We start from the raw sequence: 18120 nt of genomic DNA on the forward strand, positions 1-18120 counted from the left end.
TTCGACTTCCACTATGAATGCTCTTTCAAAGGAATGGTGCGCGGACGTTCCAGCCAGGTCCCTTCGCCGTCGGGGACGATTTCAACCACATCGACCTGGGTGGCGCTGATGGCGACAATGCGGCCATCGTTGCGGCCCAGGTAATCGCCAACCTTCAGGCGATGCACCCCACCGGCGCCACGCAACAGCGCGAAGGAACCGGAAGCATTGGCAATCGTGCCGACCATCTCGAACTGCTCGATGTTGAAACCTTCGAGGTATTGCTTGACCCGGGCGGGGTCGGGTTTGACGTTGCGTGAACCACGTTGCTGCCCGGCCAGATCGACGCGCACCTGACGCGAGAAAGGACTGCGCAGGTTGGCAGCGCTGTAAGTGAATGTTGGGTAAGACCGGAATGTCGGGGTTGGTTCAATTTTGCCTGGCGGACGCAAGCGCACTTCGTTCATGTAGGCGTCAAGGTCGTCGAAGTCATTGCTGCCACCACAGCCGCTCAATGCCAGCAGGGCAATCAAGCCGGCGGAATAACGAACGAGGGTCATTTCTGCAGCCCCTTGTCGTTATAGCGGTAGGTCTTGGCGAGGATGCTCATGCGCAACTTCGACCCACCCTCTTTGCTGGCCGGGGCCAGTTCAAAATCATGCAGGGTAACGATGCGCGGCAATCCGGCCACGCCGCTGACGAACGTCGCAAGGTCGTGGTAGGCACCGGTGACGGTAATCTGGATAGGTAACTCGATGTAAAACTGCTGGGTAACCTCCGGCAGCAGTTTGATTTCTTCGAACTCAAGACCACTGCCCAAACCCGTACGCGTGATGTCTTCGAGCAAGCCCGGCACTTCGGTGTCGCTGGGCAATTGACGCAGCAGCACGCCGAAGGAGTTTTCCATCTCCTTCATCTGCTGGGTGTACAGCTCCAGATTGGCGGAAATGTGTGCCTTGCTGGCGAACTGTTGCTTGAGCGTGGCCTCTTCTTCGCGCTTGAGCTCCAGCTGGTTTTGCATGTCACTGATGAAAAAGTTATAGCCAAACGCCAATACCAGCACCATCAACAGCGCCCCGGCGATGGCCTTGACCGCGCCCGGCCAGGACCCGATGTTGCTGGTGTCGAGATCGTTGAAGTCGACGTTGCGTAGACTCTCCAGCCATTCGGACGGCTTCATTGCTCGTCCTCCACAATCTTCGGCTGAGTCTGACGAACGGTCAGCTGAAAGACGTTGGTCTGCTCCACCTGATCGGCGCTGGTCGCTTTGACTTCAGTGAGGCTTGCCGCATCGAACCAGTCGGACGCATCCAGATTGCGCATCAGCTCGGAGACGCGGTTGTTCGACTCTGCCGCACCGCTGATGGACAAGGTTTTACCGGCCATCTTCACGTCAGTGAAATACACACCGTCGGGCAATGTGCGCGCCAGTTGATCGAAGATTCGGCCGCTGACCTGCCGGTTGCCCTGCAAGTCCTGAATGATGCGCATGCGCTCGACCAGCTGCTGGCGATGGGCCTTGAGTTCGCTGATCTGCTTGATGCGTTCGTCGACCACGGCAATCTGCTTGCCGATGTAGTCGTTGCGCGCCACTTGCCGGTCGATGGCCGCACTGATGATCTGATCGGCAATGAACACCGCGCCGATCGAACCGACCACCACGCCGGTCAGCGCCAGCAGGAAGCGTTTGCGCCGCTCTTCGCGACGCTCCTCGCGCCAGGGTAAAAGGTTGATCCGCGCCATCAGTCGAAACTCCTGAGCGCGAGCCCGCAGGCGATCATCAAGGCCGGCGCGTCACTGGCCAGCGCCCCGGCATTGACCTTGCTGCTCAGGGCCATATTGGAAAACGGATTGGCCACTTGGGTCGGAGTATCCAGGCGCTGTTCGATCAGCCGGTCCAGCCCCGGCACCGACGCCGTGCCGCCAGCCAGCAGAATATGATCGACCGCGTTGTACTGGCCGGAAGCGAAGAAAAACTGCAACGAACGCGATACCTGCTGCACCAGCGCCTCGCGAAACGGCTGCAACACCTCGCCGACGTAATCGTCGGGCAGACCGCCCTGCTTCTTTGCCAGCCCCGCCTGCTCGATGGTCAGGCCATAGCGACGCTGGATCTCCTCGGTCAATTGCCGACCGCCGAACAACTGCTCGCGGGTGTAGATGATCTTGCCGTTGTGCAGGACGCTGAGGGTGGTCATGGTGGCGCCGATGTCGACCACCGCCACGGTCAAGCGCTCTTGAGAAGCCGCCAGCTGGGTCGCGAGCAAGCCGAACGAACGCTCCAGCGCGTACGCTTCGACGTCCACCACGCGCGCGGTCAGCCCGGCCAGCGCCAGTGCCGCTTCACGGACTTCGACGTTTTCCTTGCGGCAGGCAGCCAGCAACACGTTGACCCGTTCAGGGTTGCGCGGCGACACGCCCTGAACCTCGAAGTCGATGGCGACTTCGTCGAGCGGATAGGGAATGTACTGGTCGGCTTCAATCTTGAGCTGGTTTTCCAGTTCGTCGTCGGAAAGCCCGGCGTCCATCTCGATGATCTTGGTAATCACCGCTGAACCGGCCACCGCCACCGCCACGCTTCTCAGCCCGGTGCGTGCCTTGGCCAGCACCCGGGTCAGGGCCTGGCCCACGCCCTCGAGCTCGGCGATGTTTTTTTCGACCACGGCGTTCGGTGGCAGCGGCTCTACCGCATAAGCCTCGACCCGGTAGCGATCACCCTGACGACTCAGTTCCAGCAGCTTCACCGACGTGGAGCTGATGTCGATCCCCAGTAACGCATTGGTCTTTTTATTGAAGAGTCCCAGCACTACCAATTCCCTATGACTTTCCGTGAGTTACGGACTCTGTAATACACATTGCGTTCCTTCACCCCGTCTTGACAGAAGCGCAAATGACGCCCCCAGCAGAAAAGTGCTTATAATGCCCAGCGATTTTTTCCGCTTTTTACTGCCTGCGCGGACAGTTCTGTGTGTAGCCGGAACCCCGTCGCCAAATTCATTTTTTGCTCTGGATGTCCAAAAGCCTTGATTCGTCTGCTGAAATTTTTCGGTTGGTCCATCGTCGCCGTTTTCTGCGGACTGCTTTTAGGTCTCAGCGGCGCTTATCTTTACCTTAGTCCGGGTTTGCCGTCTGTGGAGGCTCTGCGAAGCATTCAGTTGCAGATTCCCCTGCGGGTCTACAGCAGCGACGACAAGTTGATCGCAGAGTTTGGCGAAATGCGCCGCACTCCGATCCGTTTCGCCGACATTCCCCCCAATTTCATTAATGCGTTACTAAGTGCTGAAGACGACAATTTCGCCAACCACTACGGCGTCGATCCGAGCAGCCTGATGCGTGCCGCGACCCAGCTGGTCAAGAGCGGCCACATTCAGTCCGGCGGCAGCACCATCACCATGCAGGTGGCGAAGAACTTCTTCCTCTCCAGCGAACGCAGCTTCTCGCGCAAAGCCACCGAAATTCTTCTGGCCTTGCAGATCGAACGGCAACTGACCAAGGACGAGATCCTTGAGCTGTACGTGAACAAGATCTATCTGGGCAACCGCGCCTACGGCATCGAGGCGGCGGCGCAGGTGTATTACGGCAAGTCGATCCGCGACGTCAGCCTGGCGCAGATGGCGATGATCGCCGGCCTGCCGAAAGCCCCTTCGCGCTTCAATCCACTGGCCAACCCGGCGCGCAGTAAAGAGCGTCGCGACTGGATCCTGGGGCGCATGTACAAGCTCGGCAAGATTACCGAGCCTGAGTACACCGCGGCGATCAACGAGCCTTTGAATGCCAGCTATCACGTCCCTACCCCGGAAGTGAACGCACCATACATTGCCGAAATGGCCCGTGCCGAAATGGTCGGCCGCTATGGCAGCGACGCTTACACCGAGGGTTTTCGGGTCACCACCACGGTGCCGAGCAACCTGCAGGAAATGGCCAACACCGCGCTGCATGAAGGCTTGATGACCTACGATCAGCGTCACGGCTACCGTGGCCCCGAATCGCGCCTGCCGGGCAAGACCCGCGAAGCATGGGCCACCGAGCTGACCAAACAACGCACCATCAGCAGCCTTGAGCCGGCCATCGTCACTCAGGTGGACAAAAATGGCCTGCAAGTGCTGACCCGCACCGGCGAAGAACATGTCGCGTGGGACACCATGAAATGGGCGCGACCGTTCCTTAATACCAACAGCATGGGCGCCAACCCGCGCCAGCCGTCGGATGTTGCGCAGATCGGTGATCTGGTGCGCGTGCAGCGCCAGAAAGACAATTCGCTGAAGTTCAGCCAGATTCCCCAGGCACAAGGCGCGCTGGTGTCGCTGGATCCGCAGAACGGCGCGATCCGCTCGCTGGTCGGCGGCTTTGCTTTCGAGCAGAGCAATTACAACCGCGCCATGCAGGCCAAGCGTCAGCCCGGCTCGAGCTTCAAGCCGTTCGTCTACAGCGCGGCACTGGACAACGGTTATACCGCCGCCACGCTGGTCAACGACGCCCCTATCGTGTTCGTCGACGAGTACCTGGACAAGGTCTGGCGCCCAAAGAACGACACCAACACCTTCCTCGGCCCGATCCGCTTGCGTGAAGCGCTGTACAAGTCGCGCAACCTCGTTTCGATCCGCTTGCTGCAAGCAATGGGCGTAGGCAAGACCATCGACTACATCACCCGCTTCGGCTTCAACAAGCAGGACCTGCCGCCGAACCTGTCGCTGGCGCTGGGGACCGCAACGCTGACGCCGATGGAGATCGCCACCGGTTGGGCGACGTTCGCCAACGGCGGCTACAAGGTCACGCCGTTCATCATCGACAAGATCGAAAGCCGCAATGGCGACACGCTGTTCGTCGCCAATCCGCCGACCGTTCCGCAAGGTACTTCGGCCACTGATGGCCTCGCGGCGCCGGCCACTGAATCGTTTACCGTCAACGCCGCACCGGTGCCGGGCGAAGCACCGGGCACCGCTGCCGCGCCGCAAACCCCGGCAGTCGCTGAGCGCATCGTCGACGCTCGCACGACATATATCCTCAACAGCATGCTGCAAGACGTCATCAAGCGCGGCACGGGGCGTCGTGCGCTAGCCTTGGGCCGCAGCGACATCGCCGGTAAAACCGGTACGACCAACGAATCGAAAGATGCGTGGTTCTCCGGTTACAACGCCGACTACGTGACCACCGTCTGGACCGGTTTCGATCAACCGGAAAGCCTCGGTCGCCGCGAGTTCGGCGGCACTGTGTCACTGCCGATCTGGATGAACTATATGGCGGCCGCCCTCAAGGACAAGCCGCCCCACGTCCAGCCTGAGCCGGAAGGTCTGCTAAGCCTGCGGGTGGACCCGGCCAGTGGTCGCGCGGCGACGCCGAGCACGCCGGGGGCCTACTTCGAGCTGTTCAAGGCAGAAGACACGCCGCCATCGGTGAATGAGCTGGGGAATGGCTCCGTACCGGGCAGTCCGCTGCCGGCGGATGAACAGGCGCCGATCGATTTGTTCTGATCCCGGCGCACACTGAAAAGCCCCGCCTTCGTGAGAAGTGCGGGGCTTTTTTATACTTGCTGGCTGGACATTGGGGCGCTACAGGAATCCACCCCCTCACCCCATCCCTCTCCCGGAGGTAGAGGGAGCCAACCGAGGTGTCTGGCTTCATACATCGACCTGAACGACCGAGTCGATTATGGATTCAACACCGTACTTCCAGGTCGGCGTAGCTTTCAAAAATCCCACGGTCGGTCCCCTCTCCCTCTGGGAGAGGGCTAGGGTGAGGGGCTTTTGGCAGCCACAAAAAAGCCCCGAGTCATTACGAGTCGGGGCTATGGCTTGAAGCGCTACAACAGCTTAGCCGTTGAACACATCATCCACGCTTTTCAGCGGGTAGTTCTTCGGATACGGCAGGGTGGCCACACCGGTCTCGATTGCGGCTTTGGCCACAGCGTCGGAGATCAGGGTGATCAGGCGCTTGTCCATTGGCTTCGGAATGATGTACTCACGACCGAATGCCAGCGGAGCACCACCGTAGGCATCGCACACGTCCTGAGGCACTGGCAGTTTGGCCAGTTCGCGCAGGGCGTTGGCGGCAGCCACTTTCATTTCTTCGTTGATGCGCTTGGCGCGAACGTCCAGAGCGCCACGGAAGATGAACGGGAAGCCCAGAACGTTGTTGACCTGGTTCGGGTAGTCCGAACGGCCGGTCGCCATGATCACGTCGCTACGGGTGGCGTGGGCCAGTTCCGGGGAGATTTCCGGATCCGGGTTCGAGCACGCGAACACGATCGGGTTTGCCGCCATCGACAGCAGGCCTTCAGCGCTCAGCAGGTTCGGGCCGGACAGACCGACGAACACGTCAGCGCCTTGCAGCGCGTCAGCCAGGCTGCGCTTGTCAGTAGCGTGGGCGAACACGGCTTTGTACTGGTTCAGGTCGTCACGGCCGGAGTGGATCACGCCGGTACGGTCAACCATGAAGATGTTTTCGATGCTTGCGCCCATGCTCACCAGCAACTTCATGCAGGAGATGGCGGCAGCGCCGGCGCCCAGGCAGACGATCTTCGCTTCCGGCAGGGTTTTGCCAGCAATTTCCAGGGCGTTGATCATGCCCGCAGCGGTCACGATCGCGGTGCCGTGCTGGTCATCGTGGAATACCGGAATGTCGCACTGCTCGATCAGAGCACGTTCGATCTCAAAGCACTCAGGGGCCTTGATGTCTTCCAGGTTAATGCCACCGAAGGTGATGGAGATACGCTTGACGGTGTCGATGAAGGCTTGCGGGCTTTCGGAGTCGACTTCGATGTCGAACACGTCGATGCCGGCGAAGCGCTTGAACAGCACGCCTTTACCTTCCATGACGGGCTTGGAAGCCAATGGGCCGAGGTTACCCAGGCCGAGAATCGCGGTGCCATCGGAAATGACTGCAACCAGGTTGCCCTTGCCGGTGTACTTGTAGGCCAGTTCAGGATCGCGAGCGATCTCGCGCACTGGTTCAGCTACGCCGGGGCTGTAGGCCAGCGACAGGTCGCGGGCGGTAGCAGTGGCCTTGGTGAGCTCGACACTCAGCTTCCCTGGACGAGGATGAGCATGGTATTCGAGAGCGGCAGTTTTCAGATCAGACATTTTGGCATTCCGCTTTTTTACTGTTGGACAGACTGGTCAGCGAGGATACGCGCCTCGCAAAGTCCCCACAAGACTGAGCGGTCACCCCTGTCAAGCGCCCTGCCCTACGACTTTGGGCCAAGAGCCACGGCGCACAAGGGCTTGACTGTTCACAATCGACAGAAAAAATGTCTACAATTTTTATTCAGCGTGCACTCTGCAGCATGGCAGGATCGGTCAGCGGCAGCAGCCAACGCGGCTGACCCGGTTTCAACCCACCGCGCCGCGAACGATCGACCACCCAGCCACGCGCCTCGATTTGCTTGCCCTTCAGCGCTTGCAAACGGGCATTGTCGAATTGTCCGACCAGATTGGGTGCAACACGCAATACAAGCGAGTCTTCCAACTCGATCCAGATTCCACCGCGATTGCGTTGCACTTTGCTCACACGACCACTGACCACGGCGAAACCCGAGCGCTGGATCTGCTCTGCTTTCAGTACAGGTGATTGCCGCCAGAGGCCTCGACCCGCCTGTCGCGCATCGCGTTCGGCCGCTTGCTGACAGGCAACAAGATCGACATTCGGCGCCACCGCGACCTGGAAACCCAGGCCATCGGCGAGCATTTGCGCTTCGAGGTTGGCGCCGCTGGCACTGTAGAGGTGGGCCAGCGTACGGCCGTAATGGTCTTTTGACTCTTTGCCGGGAAGCACGCCGACGCGCCCGCCGCTGTCAGCCACCAGTGTTTCCAGGCGCTTACGCGCAGCCATGGCGAATGGCTCGTCGCTGCGACCTTGCTTGCCGAGTTCAGGCGTATTGAGGCCGATCATCCGCACGCTGCGGCCGTCGCTCAGGCGCAAGGTGTCGCCATCGACGACGCGCTGCACGGCAACTTGCGTCAGTCCGGCGGGTGCCGGGCAGTATGCAAGGGCGGTCGAAAGCCAAATCGCAGGCATAAAAAAGGCGCCCGCGAGGGACGCCTTTTTCAGCAGCGAGGAAAAGCCCACCGGGCTCTTCAACCTTACTCTGCAGCAGCAGGTTTCTTGCCGAAAGCACCGAAACGGTCTGCGAAGCGCTGAACGCGGCCGCCAGTGTCCAGAGTCTTTTGCTTACCGGTGTAGAACGGGTGGCATTCGTTGCACACGTCGATTGGCAGAGCTTTGCCGAAGGTCGAACGGGTTTCAAACTTGTTGCCACAGCTGCAGGTAACAGCGATGACTGGGTAATTCGGGTGGATATCAGCTTTCATGGTGTCTTCCTCAGCTAGCGTGCCGCCATCCAACACTATTGTTGAATACCGCACGTAATTAGGCCGCGGATTCTACCAGACCTTTGCAATCGCGCAAGCTGTCCCGGGTGCCCTCCATCAGAAAAGCTGTTCAATGCTGACGGAGGACACAGAACCGACTGTCTGCTAGGCTCCCGACCCATTGCGCTGTCCCTGTGGGAGCGAGCCTGCTCGCGAAGAGGGCGTGTCAGTCAGCATTCATGTCGTCTGATACACCGCTTTCGCGAGCAAGCTCGCTTCCACAGGTTATGCCTGCATCTTTCTTTCCAGTGTTCGTTGATCGAGATCCCCCCGCGTGCCCGACGCCATTCTGCGCCTCGCCCTGCCTTCGCCTTTGCGCCGCCTGTTCGACTATCGGGCGCCGGACGGCGTACTGCGCGCGCAGTTGCAACCGGGCATGCGCCTGCGGGTGCCCTTTGGCCGACGCGAGATGATCGGGATCCTGGTGGAGGTGACCGACACCAGCGAAGTGCCGGCGGAGAAACTCAAACCGGCGCTGGCCCTGCTCGACGCCACCCCGCCACTGCCGCCAGCGCTGTTCAAGCTGTGCCTTTGGACATCCCAGTATTATCAGCACAGCCTCGGCGACACCTTGAGCTGGGCGCTGCCGGTGCTCTTGCGTCAGGGTGAACTGGCCGAAGCCCGGCAGGAGCGCTTCTGGTCGGTCCTGCCGGGCGCCAGCGTCGATGATCCGCGCATCGCCCGTGCGCCGCGTCAGCGTGAAGCCTTGACCACGCTGGCCCAACACCCTCACGGCGTCGCCCATCAGTTGCTGAGCAAACTGATGCTGAGCAAGGACAGCCTCGATCTGCTGCTGGCGAAAAATCTGGTGCAAGTCGAGATCCGCCGCCATGCACCCGGCGCCCGCCATGAACATTGGCTGGCGCAACCGGAGCTGCCGCTCAACCCCGAGCAGCGCGCCGCGTATGAGGCGATTCGCGCAGGCTTCGACAGTTATCACGCGTTTCTGTTGGCCGGCGTCACGGGCAGTGGCAAGACCGAAGTCTATTTGCAACTGATCCGCGAAACCCTCGAAGCCGGCAAACAGGCGCTGGTGCTGATCCCTGAGATCAACCTGGGTCCGCAGACGCTGGCGCGCTTCGAACAACGTTTCAACGCGCGGATCGCCCTGATCCACTCGGCCGTCAATGATCGCGAGCGCCTCGAAGCCTGGCTCGCCGCCCGCGACGGCGAGGCCGACATTATTATCGGCACCCGCTCGGCGCTGTTCACCCCGATGAAGAATCCGGGGCTGATCATCATCGACGAAGAGCACGACGGCTCCTATAAACAGCAGGAAGGCTTGCGCTACCACGCCCGTGATCTGGCGCTGGTGCGCGCGCGGCAGGAAAACATCCCGATTGTCCTCGGCTCCGCCACGCCTTCGCTGGAAAGCCTGCACAACGCCTACACCGGCCGTTATGGACTGCTGCGCCTGAACGAACGCGCCGGCGGTGCCAAGCAACCGCGCTTCCTGCGCCTGGACGTGAAAAGCCGCCCACTGGACAGCGGGATTTCCGGGCCGATGCAGCAAGCCATCGGGCAGACCCTGGCAAATGGGCAACAGGTGCTGGTATTTCTCAACCGTCGCGGTTTTGCACCAACGCTGCTTTGTCACGATTGCGGCTGGATGTCCGAATGTTCACGCTGCGATGCACGGATGACGGTGCACCAGCGCCACGGCGAATTGCGCTGCCACCACTGCGGCTACGTCGAGCGCACGCCGCGCCAATGCCCGAAGTGCAACAAGGTCGATCTGCGCCCGGTCGGCGCCGGTACCGAGCGTGCAGAGGAACGCCTGGCGATTCTGTTCCCGGATTACCCGGTGCTGCGGGTCGACCGCGACAGCACGTCGCGCAAGGACGCGATGAATCAGCTGTTCGCGACGATCCAGAAGGGCCAGCCCTGCATTCTGGTCGGCACGCAGATGTTGGCCAAGGGGCACCATTTCCCGCGGGTGACGCTGGTGTCGATTCTCGATGCCGACGGTGGCCTGTTCTCCGGCGACTTCCGCGCCAGCGAGCGCATGGCACAGCTGATCGTGCAGGTCGCCGGTCGGGCCGGCCGGGCGGAAGAGCCGGGCAAGGTGATCATTCAGACCCACCTCGCCGACCATCCTTTATTGGTGCAACTGACCGAACAAGGGTATTTCGCCTTTGCCGAACAGGCCTTGAGCGAGCGCCGCGCCGCCGGCCTGCCGCCGTTCGCGCATTTGGCGCTGCTGCGTGCCGAAGCGCACAAACCGGGGCAGGCCGAAGGCTTTCTCGATGAAGCGTGCAGCGAGGCCGAGCGTTTACTGGTCGAGCAGGGGCTGAACGGGATTGAACTGTTAGGGCCGGTGCCGGCGCCGATGGAGCGGCGTGCCGGGCGTTATCGCGCGCAGTTGCTGCTGCAGGCGACCGCACGGGCACCGCTGCATCGACTGCTGGCGAGTTGGTTGCTGGTCCTGGAGCAGATGCCCAGCGGGCGGGCGGTGCGATGGTCACTGGACGTTGATCCCGTCGACTTGTATTGATTGTCAGACCGTCTTCGCGAGCAGCTCGCTCCCACAGGGGATTGGCGCCAGACACATAATGTATGCACGCTGCTGGTCCAATGTGGGAGCGAGCTTGCTCGCGAAAGCGGTCTGATTGTCACCACATATCCATAAGCTGCCTGCTAAGGTTGGCAAGCCCGTCTTCGCAACGGATAATGCCCAGTTTTTCCACCCGCGCATCGATGCGCCGCCGCGCTTGCGGTCGAAAGAGAAGACCATGAAAGACACCATTCGCCAGCTGATCCAACAAGCCCTCACCCAACTCGTCAACGAAGGTGTGTTGCCTGAAGGCCTGTCGCCGGCGATTCAGGTGGAGAACGCTCGTGACAAGACTCACGGCGACTTCGCCAGCAACATCGCGATGATGCTGGCCAAGCCTGCAGGCATGAAGCCGCGCGATCTGGCGGAAAAAATCATCGCTGCGCTGCCGGGCGACGAGAACGTCACCAAAGCCGAAATCGCCGGCCCGGGCTTCATCAACTTCTTCCAGAACACTCAGGCGCTGGCTTCGCGACTCGACGCCGCCCTGGCTGACGCCCATGTCGGCGTGCGCAAGGCAGGTCCTGCGCAGCGCACCGTGGTCGACCTGTCTGCACCGAACCTGGCCAAAGAGATGCACGTCGGCCACTTGCGCTCGACCATCATTGGCGATGGCGTGGCGCGCGTACTTGAATTCCTCGGCGACGAAGTCATCCGTCAGAACCACGTCGGCGACTGGGGTACCCAGTTCGGCATGCTGATGGCCTATCTGCAAGAGAACCCGATCACCAGCGACGAACTGTCGGACCTGGAAAACTTCTACCGCGCCGCCAAGCAGCGTTTCGACGAGTCCGCCGAATTCGCCGACCGCGCCCGTGGCCTGGTGGTCAAGTTGCAGGCCGGCGACGCCGAGTGCCTGACGCTGTGGACCAAGTTCAAGGACATCTCGCTGTCGCACTGCCAGAAGATCTACGAACTGCTCAACGTCAAACTGACCATGGCCGACGTGATGGGCGAAAGCGCCTACAACGACGACCTGATCAATGTGGTCAACGACCTGAAAGCGGCCGGCATGCTGGTCGAGAGCAACGGCGCCCAGTGCGTGTTCCTCGACGAGTTCAAGAACGCCGACGGCGACCCGCTGCCGGTGATCATCGTCAAGGCTGACGGCGGCTACCTGTACGCCACCACTGACCTGGCAGCCGTGCGCTATCGCAGCGGCAAACTGAAAGCCGACCGCGCACTGTACTTCGTCGATCAGCGTCAGGCGCTGCACTTCCAGCAAGTGTTTGCCGTGGCACGCAAGGCCGGTTTCGTGACCCATCCGATGGAAATGGAGCACATGGGCTTCGGCACCATGAACGGCGCCGATGGCCGTCCGTTCAAGACCCGTGACGGCGGCACCGTGAAGTTGATCGATCTGCTGAGCGAAGCTCAGGACCGCGCCTACAACCTGGTGAAGGAGAAGAACCCGGAGCTTGCCGAAGACGAGCTGCGCAACATCGCCAAGGTCGTCGGCATCGGTGCGGTGAAATACGCCGACCTGTCCAAACACCGCACCAGCGACTACAGCTTCAACTTCGATTTGATGCTCAACTTCGAAGGCAACACCGCGCCGTATCTGCTGTACGCCTACACCCGTGTGGCCGGTGTATTCCGCAAACTGGGCAAGGACTTCAGCGAAGTCGACGGCCAGATCGTCCTCGAAGCGGCACACGAACATGAGCTCGCAGCCAAGCTGGCGCAGTTCGGCGAAGTGCTGAACAACGTGTCCGAGAAAGGCACGCCGCACATTCTTTGCACCTACCTGTACGACGTCGCCGGCCTGTTCTCGAGCTTCTACGAGAACTGCCCGATCCTCACCGCCGAAACCCCGGCCCTGATGCAGAGCCGTCTGCGTCTGGCCGCGTTGACCGGTCGCACCCTCAAGCAAGGCCTGGAGCTGTTGGGTCTGGAAACTCTGGAGCGTATGTAAGTTGGCTGCCAAGAAAAAACCTGCACCCAAACGTGGCGCCAGTCGTTACCAGGCGCCTGCGAAGCAGCCGATCCCGGGCTGGCTGTGGATGGCCATCGGCCTGACGGTCGGTGCGTTCATCGTGTTCCTGATGAAGTTGGAGCCTGGCAAGGGCAGCGATACGGTCAAGCGCGAGAAGGTCGAGCAACAGCAGAAAGCGAAAATCGCCGAAGCCAACAAGACCCCGCCGAGCCCGACGCAACCGGTGAAGCCGAAATACGACTTCTACACCCTGCTGCCGGAGTCGGAAGTGATCGTGCCGGCGGACGCCGTACCGGAGAAAACCCTGCCGACGCCGCAAGTGCCGACAACACCGGTCACCCCGGCGGAAGCAGCAAAAATCGACACTGCGCGGGCTCAGGCAGCACTGGCGGGCATTACCCCGCCGCCGGCACCGCCGGTGAAAGCAGCGCCGGTGACCAAATTCTTCCTCCAGGCCGGTTCGTTCCGTAAAGAGGCAGATGCAGACAAGGTTCGGGCGCAGATTATTTTGCTCGGCCAGGCGGTGGCGGTTGAGTCGGGCACGGTGAAGGATGAAACCTGGTATCGCGTACTGGTCGGCCCGTTCAGCAACCGTGAGCAGCTGACCACGGCGCAGAAACAACTGGCCGGAAGTGGCTTCAGCAACCTGTTGTTACAACAACGCCAGAGCCGCTGATCCAGGCGGGAACACCGCGTTATCGTTCTTCGCGAGCAAGCTCGCTCCCACAGGTACGGCGAATACCCTGTGGGAGCGAGCTTGCTCGCGAAGGCGTCATATCCAACCTCACATATCCCTGATCCATCACACGCCATTCGTCTCCCATTGCCCTCCCTGGTTGAAATCCTCTGCGCCACCCCCATATGAATGGGCATAGGCATTTTCGCCCCGCTGCGTGGAGACTCTTCCCTTGACCACCATCGTTTCAGTCCGCCGCCACGGCAAAGTCGTCATGGGCGGCGACGGCCAGGTTTCTCTCGGCAACACCGTGATGAAAGGCAACGCAAAAAAAGTTCGTCGCCTGTACCACGGCCAGGTCATCGCCGGTTTTGCCGGCGCCACCGCGGACGCCTTCACCTTGTTTGAACGCTTCGAAGGCCAGCTCGAGAAACATCAGGGTCACCTGATCCGCGCTGCTGTCGAACTCGCCAAAGAATGGCGCACCGACCGTTCCCTCAGCCGCCTCGAAGCCATGCTCGCGGTCGCCAACAAGGATGCATCCCTGATCATCACCGGCAACGGTGACGTGGTCGAACCGGAAAACGGCCTGATCGCCATGGGCTCCGGTGGCGGTTACGCCCAGGCTGCGGCCAGCGCGCTGCTGAAAAAGACCGATCTGTCGGCCCGCGAAATCGTTGAAACCGCACTCGGTATCGCCGCCGACATCTGTGTATTCACCAACCACACTCAGACCATTGAGGAGCAGGATCTCGCTGAAGAAGCCTGACTCGGCCCCGTGCCACGGCTTTTTTCTGCTTGAGGACCGCCAAAAATTATGTCCATGACTCCCCGCGAAATCGTCCACGAACTCAACCGCCACATCATCGGCCAGGACGATGCCAAGCGCGCCGTCGCGATTGCCCTGCGCAACCGCTGGCGCCGCATGCAGCTGCCTGAAGAGCTGCGCGTTGAAGTGACCCCGAAGAACATCCTGATGATCGGCCCGACCGGTGTCGGTAAAACCGAGATCGCCCGTCGTCTGGCGAAACTGGCCAACGCACCGTTCATCAAGGTCGAAGCGACCAAGTTCACCGAAGTCGGTTATGTCGGCCGTGACGTCGAGTCGATCATCCGTGATCTGGCCGATGCTGCGATCAAGATGCTGCGCGAACAGGAAATGTCCCGCGTTCGCCATCGCGCCGAGGACGCTGCCGAAGATCGCATCATCGACGCGCTGCTGCCGCCGGCCCGCATGGGCTTCAACAGCGACGAGTCAACGAGTCAGGATTCCAACACGCGTCAGCTGTTCCGCAAGCGTCTGCGCGAAGGTCAGCTGGACGACAAGGAAATCGAGATCGAAGTCGCCGAAGTGGCCGGCATCGAGATCGCCACGCCGCCAGGCATGGAAGAGATGACCAGCCAGTTGCAAAGCCTGTTTGCCAACATGGGCAAGGGCAAGAAGAAGTCGCGCAAGCTCAAGGTCAAAGAAGCGCTGAAACTGGTGCGCGACGAAGAAGCCGGGCGTCTGGTCAACGAAGAAGAGTTGAAGGCCAAGGCCCTCGAAGCAGTCGAGCAGCACGGCATCGTGTTCATCGACGAGATCGACAAAGTCGCCAAGCGCGGTAATTCCGGTGGCGTCGACGTGTCCCGCGAGGGCGTGCAGCGCGACCTGCTGCCGCTGATCGAAGGCTGCACCGTCAACACCAAACTGGGCATGGTCAAGACTGACCACATCCTGTTCATCGCGTCCGGCGCATTCCACTTGAGCAAGCCGAGCGATCTGGTACCGGAGCTGCAAGGCCGTCTGCCGATCCGCGTTGAACTCAAGGCCCTGAGCCCGGAAGACTTCGAGCGCATCCTCAGCGAACCACATGCCTCGCTCACCGAGCAATATTGCGCGCTGCTGAAAACCGAAGGCCTGAACATCGAGTTCCAGCCCGAAGGCATCAAGCGCATCGCCGAGATCGCCTGGCAGGTCAACGAGAAGACCGAGAACATCGGTGCTCGTCGTCTGCACACGCTGCTCGAGCGCCTGCTGGAAGAGGTGTCGTTCAGTGCCGGCGATCTGGCCAGCAGTCACGATGACAAGGTGATCCTGATCGACGCTGAATACGTCAACAGCCACCTCGGCGAATTGGCGCAGAACGAAGACCTGTCCCGCTACATTCTGTAGAGCTGCACGCTGCAAGCCGCGAGCGGCAAGCTGAGTTAAGCTTGCCGCTTATAGCTTGCAGCTGAAGGCTTTTCCTATGATTCCTACCGACATCAAACTGCACAAAGCCTCGAAAACCCTGACGCTCACCTACGCGTCCGGCGAGGAGTTCACCCTGCCCGCGGAATTTCTGCGTGTGCATTCTCCCTCCGCCGAGGTCCAGGGCCACGGCAAACCGATCCTGCAATTCGGCAAGCTCAACGTCGGTCTGAGCAAGCTGGAACCGGCCGGTCACTACGCACTGAAACTGACCTTCGATGACGGCCACGACAGTGGCTTGTTCACTTGGGAATATCTCTATGAGCTGGGGCGACGTCATGACGCACTCTGGGCCGATTATCTGGCCGAGCTCAAAGCCGCTGGTAAAACCCGTGATCCGGACGAGTCGATCGTCAAGCTGATGCTCTAGTCCGAGGGTCCTGCTCTTTAGAGGGCATTTTCTAACTTCATCTGTTTGAATGCTCCGCTGCGGCGTCGAGGATCGGCCCGCTTGCGAAAAAAATTAAACTCGGGTAACCAATGGAGCTGGCAAGTTCCCTGCAGTGCTCTACGACTGTAAAGCAGCTATGCAGAATCAACGGTCACCCGAGCAGTAGTACCTGGCAATCGCTGTGGAACTGCACAGCAGATAACCGGGTACTCGTCTCAGGACAATGGAGCGTCGTAGATGAGTAACAAGAATAACGATGACCTGAAGTACCAAGCCTCGGAAAACACCTTGGGGCTTAATCCCGTCGTTGGGCTGCGCGGAAAGGATCTGCTGGCCTCTGCTCGTATGGTGCTGAAACAGGCCATCAGACAACCGATCCATAGCGTCAGGCACGTTACCCATTTCGGCCTCGAACTGAAAAACGTGCTGTTTGGTAAATCCGAACTGCAACCGGCAGGCGATGACCGCCGTTTCGCTGATCCTGCGTGGAGCCAGAACCCGCTCTACAAACGTTATCTGCAAACCTATCTGGCGTGGCGCAAGGAACTCCATGCCTGGATCGACGACAGCAGCCTGTCGCCCAAAGACATCGCGCGTGGCCACTTCGTCATCAACCTGATGACCGAGGCCATGGCCCCGACGAATACCGCGGCCAACCCCGCAGCGGTCAAGCGCTTCTTCGAAACCGGTGGCAAAAGCCTGCTCGACGGCCTCTCCCATCTGGCCAAGGATCTGGTGCACAACGGCGGCATGCCGAGCCAGGTCAACATGGGCGCGTTCGAGGTCGGCAAGAGCCTGGGCGTGACTGAAGGCGCCGTGGTGTTTCGCAACGATGTGCTGGAGCTGATCCAGTACCGGCCGATTACCGAGCAAGTCCACGAGCGCCCACTGTTGGTGGTGCCGCCACAGATCAACAAGTTTTACGTATTCGACCTGAGCCCGGACAAGAGCCTGGCGCGTTTCTGCCTGCGCAACAACGTGCAGACCTTCATTGTCAGCTGGCGTAACCCGACCAAGGCGCAGCGCGAGTGGGGCCTGTCGACGTACATCGATGCGCTGAAAGAGGCGGTCGACGTGGTCACCGCGATCACCGGCAGCAAAGACATCAACATGCTCGGCGCCTGCTCCGGCGGCATCACCTGCACCGCCCTGCTCGGCCACTATGCGGCGCTCGGCCAGAACAAGGTCAATGCCCTGACCCTGCTGGTCAGCGTGCTCGACACCACGCTGGACAGCGACGTCGCCCTGTTCGTCGACGAACAGACCCTGGAGACCGCCAAGCGCCTCTCGTATCAGGCCGGGGTGCTTGAGGGCAAAGACATGGCCAAGGTCTTCGCGTGGATGCGCCCCAACGACCTGATCTGGAACTACTGGGTCAATAACTACCTGCTCGGCAACGAGCCGCCGGTGTTCGACATCCTGTTCTGGAACAACGACACCACGCGGTTGCCGGCAGCGTTCCACGGCGACCTGATCGAGATGTTCAAAAACAATCCACTGATTCGTGCCAATGCACTGGAAGTGTGCGGCACACCGATCGACCTCAAGCAGGTCACCGCCGATATCTATTCGCTGGCCGGCACCAATGACCACATCACCCCGTGGAAGTCTTGCTACAAATCGGCGCAATTGTTTGGTGGCAAAGTGGAGTTCGTGTTGTCGAGCAGCGGCCATATCCAAAGCATTCTGAACCCGCCGGGCAACCCGAAATCCCGATACATGACCGGCGAAGAGATGGCCGCGAATGCCGAAGACTGGCAAGAGAACTCGACCAAGCACACGGATTCCTGGTGGCTGCATTGGCAGGCGTGGCAGGCCGAGCGGGCGGGCAACCTGAAAAAGGCCCCGACCAAACTGGGCAACAAGGCTTACCCGGCGGGCGAAGCATCGCCGGGCACTTACGTACATGAAAGATAGCGGCAAGCCACAAGCTACAAGCCGCAAGCTGGGCACGTGCTGCTTGAAGCTTGCGGCTTGTAGCTGCT

15 protein-coding genes are annotated in these 18120 nt (G+C 60.6%); 8 read left to right on the plus strand and 7 right to left on the minus strand.

Annotation, left to right across the window (positions count from 1 at the left end; translation table 11 throughout):
• Window positions 1–11 precede the first annotated feature (11 nt).
• Genes AB4P91_RS03310 through AB4P91_RS03325 form a run of 4 tightly spaced genes read right to left on the minus strand, consistent with a single transcriptional unit; the run spans window position 12 to window position 2786 of the window.
• Entirely contained in the window at window positions 12–539 is a 528-nt protein-coding gene (locus AB4P91_RS03310; RefSeq protein ID WP_395604312.1) for a pilus assembly protein PilP, read from the minus strand.
• Window positions 536–1159 carry a type 4a pilus biogenesis protein PilO gene (gene pilO, locus AB4P91_RS03315; protein ID WP_150593941.1) on the minus strand — a complete coding sequence of 208 codons (624 nt, stop codon included), beginning with the start codon at window positions 1157–1159 and terminating at the stop codon, window positions 536–538. The genes AB4P91_RS03310 and pilO overlap by 4 nt, the downstream gene beginning before the upstream one ends.
• Complete coding sequence (locus AB4P91_RS03320; RefSeq protein ID WP_150593940.1) at window positions 1156–1722, minus strand: PilN domain-containing protein; 567 nt, start codon at window positions 1720–1722, stop codon at window positions 1156–1158. Before AB4P91_RS03320 ends, pilO begins: the two co-directional genes overlap by 4 nt.
• On the minus strand, window positions 1722–2786 hold the full coding sequence (locus tag AB4P91_RS03325) for a pilus assembly protein PilM (RefSeq protein WP_150593939.1): 1065 nt from the start codon (window positions 2784–2786) through the stop codon (window positions 1722–1724). The genes AB4P91_RS03320 and AB4P91_RS03325 overlap by 1 nt, the downstream gene beginning before the upstream one ends.
• A gap of 216 nt (window positions 2787–3002) precedes the next feature.
• Here AB4P91_RS03325 and AB4P91_RS03330 point away from each other — a divergent pair, with 216 nt between their 5' ends.
• Window positions 3003–5450, plus strand: coding sequence for a penicillin-binding protein 1A (locus AB4P91_RS03330; RefSeq protein WP_150593938.1), 2448 nt, complete (start codon window positions 3003–3005; stop codon window positions 5448–5450).
• Between the two features lie 339 nt (window positions 5451–5789).
• Here AB4P91_RS03330 and AB4P91_RS03335 read toward each other — a convergent pair whose 3' ends face one another.
• The 3 genes from AB4P91_RS03335 to rpmE form a co-directional block, all read right to left on the minus strand.
• A complete protein-coding gene (locus AB4P91_RS03335; RefSeq protein ID WP_042557260.1) occupies window positions 5790–7058 on the minus strand; it encodes a malic enzyme-like NAD(P)-binding protein in 1269 nt (422 codons plus the stop codon).
• A 184-nt stretch (window positions 7059–7242) separates the two neighbouring features.
• On the minus strand, window positions 7243–7992 hold the full coding sequence (locus AB4P91_RS03340) for a thermonuclease family protein (protein WP_395604313.1): 750 nt from the start codon (window positions 7990–7992) through the stop codon (window positions 7243–7245).
• A gap of 65 nt (window positions 7993–8057) precedes the next feature.
• Window positions 8058–8285: a 50S ribosomal protein L31 gene (rpmE, locus tag AB4P91_RS03345; RefSeq protein ID WP_016984589.1), complete on the minus strand. Its 228-nt coding sequence runs from the start codon at window positions 8283–8285 to the stop codon at window positions 8058–8060.
• Window positions 8286–8619: 334 nt separating this feature from the next.
• On the opposite strand from rpmE, the gene AB4P91_RS03350 reads away from it, so the two are divergent.
• From AB4P91_RS03350 to phaC, 7 genes are all read left to right on the plus strand, one after another.
• Complete coding sequence (locus AB4P91_RS03350) at window positions 8620–10839, plus strand: primosomal protein N' (RefSeq protein ID WP_395604314.1); 2220 nt, start codon at window positions 8620–8622, stop codon at window positions 10837–10839.
• Window positions 10840–11077: 238 nt separating this feature from the next.
• On the plus strand, window positions 11078–12814 hold the full coding sequence (argS, locus tag AB4P91_RS03355) for an arginine--tRNA ligase (protein WP_395604315.1): 1737 nt from the start codon (window positions 11078–11080) through the stop codon (window positions 12812–12814).
• 1 nt (window position 12815) lies between these two features.
• Window positions 12816–13511 carry an SPOR domain-containing protein gene (locus AB4P91_RS03360; protein ID WP_150593934.1) on the plus strand — a complete coding sequence of 232 codons (696 nt, stop codon included), beginning with the start codon at window positions 12816–12818 and terminating at the stop codon, window positions 13509–13511.
• A gap of 232 nt (window positions 13512–13743) precedes the next feature.
• On the plus strand, window positions 13744–14280 hold the full coding sequence (gene hslV, locus AB4P91_RS03365) for an ATP-dependent protease subunit HslV (protein WP_003220875.1): 537 nt from the start codon (window positions 13744–13746) through the stop codon (window positions 14278–14280).
• A gap of 48 nt (window positions 14281–14328) precedes the next feature.
• Window positions 14329–15666 (plus strand): ATP-dependent protease ATPase subunit HslU, encoded by a 1338-nt coding sequence (gene hslU / locus AB4P91_RS03370; RefSeq protein ID WP_395604316.1) that lies wholly within the window; start codon window positions 14329–14331, stop codon window positions 15664–15666.
• Between the two features lie 76 nt (window positions 15667–15742).
• The gene (locus AB4P91_RS03375) at window positions 15743–16114 is read left to right on the plus strand and encodes a gamma-butyrobetaine hydroxylase-like domain-containing protein (protein WP_150593932.1); all 372 of its coding nucleotides are present in this window, start codon (window positions 15743–15745) and stop codon (window positions 16112–16114) included.
• A gap of 258 nt (window positions 16115–16372) precedes the next feature.
• The gene (phaC, locus tag AB4P91_RS03380; protein WP_150595997.1) at window positions 16373–18052 is read left to right on the plus strand and encodes a class II poly(R)-hydroxyalkanoic acid synthase; all 1680 of its coding nucleotides are present in this window, start codon (window positions 16373–16375) and stop codon (window positions 18050–18052) included.
• Window positions 18053–18120: the final 68 nt, after the last annotated feature.

The sequence above is a fragment of the Pseudomonas sp. B21128 genome, assembly GCF_044218865.1.
In the GTDB taxonomy this organism is placed as follows: Bacteria; Pseudomonadota; Gammaproteobacteria; order Pseudomonadales; family Pseudomonadaceae; genus Aquipseudomonas; species Aquipseudomonas iridis.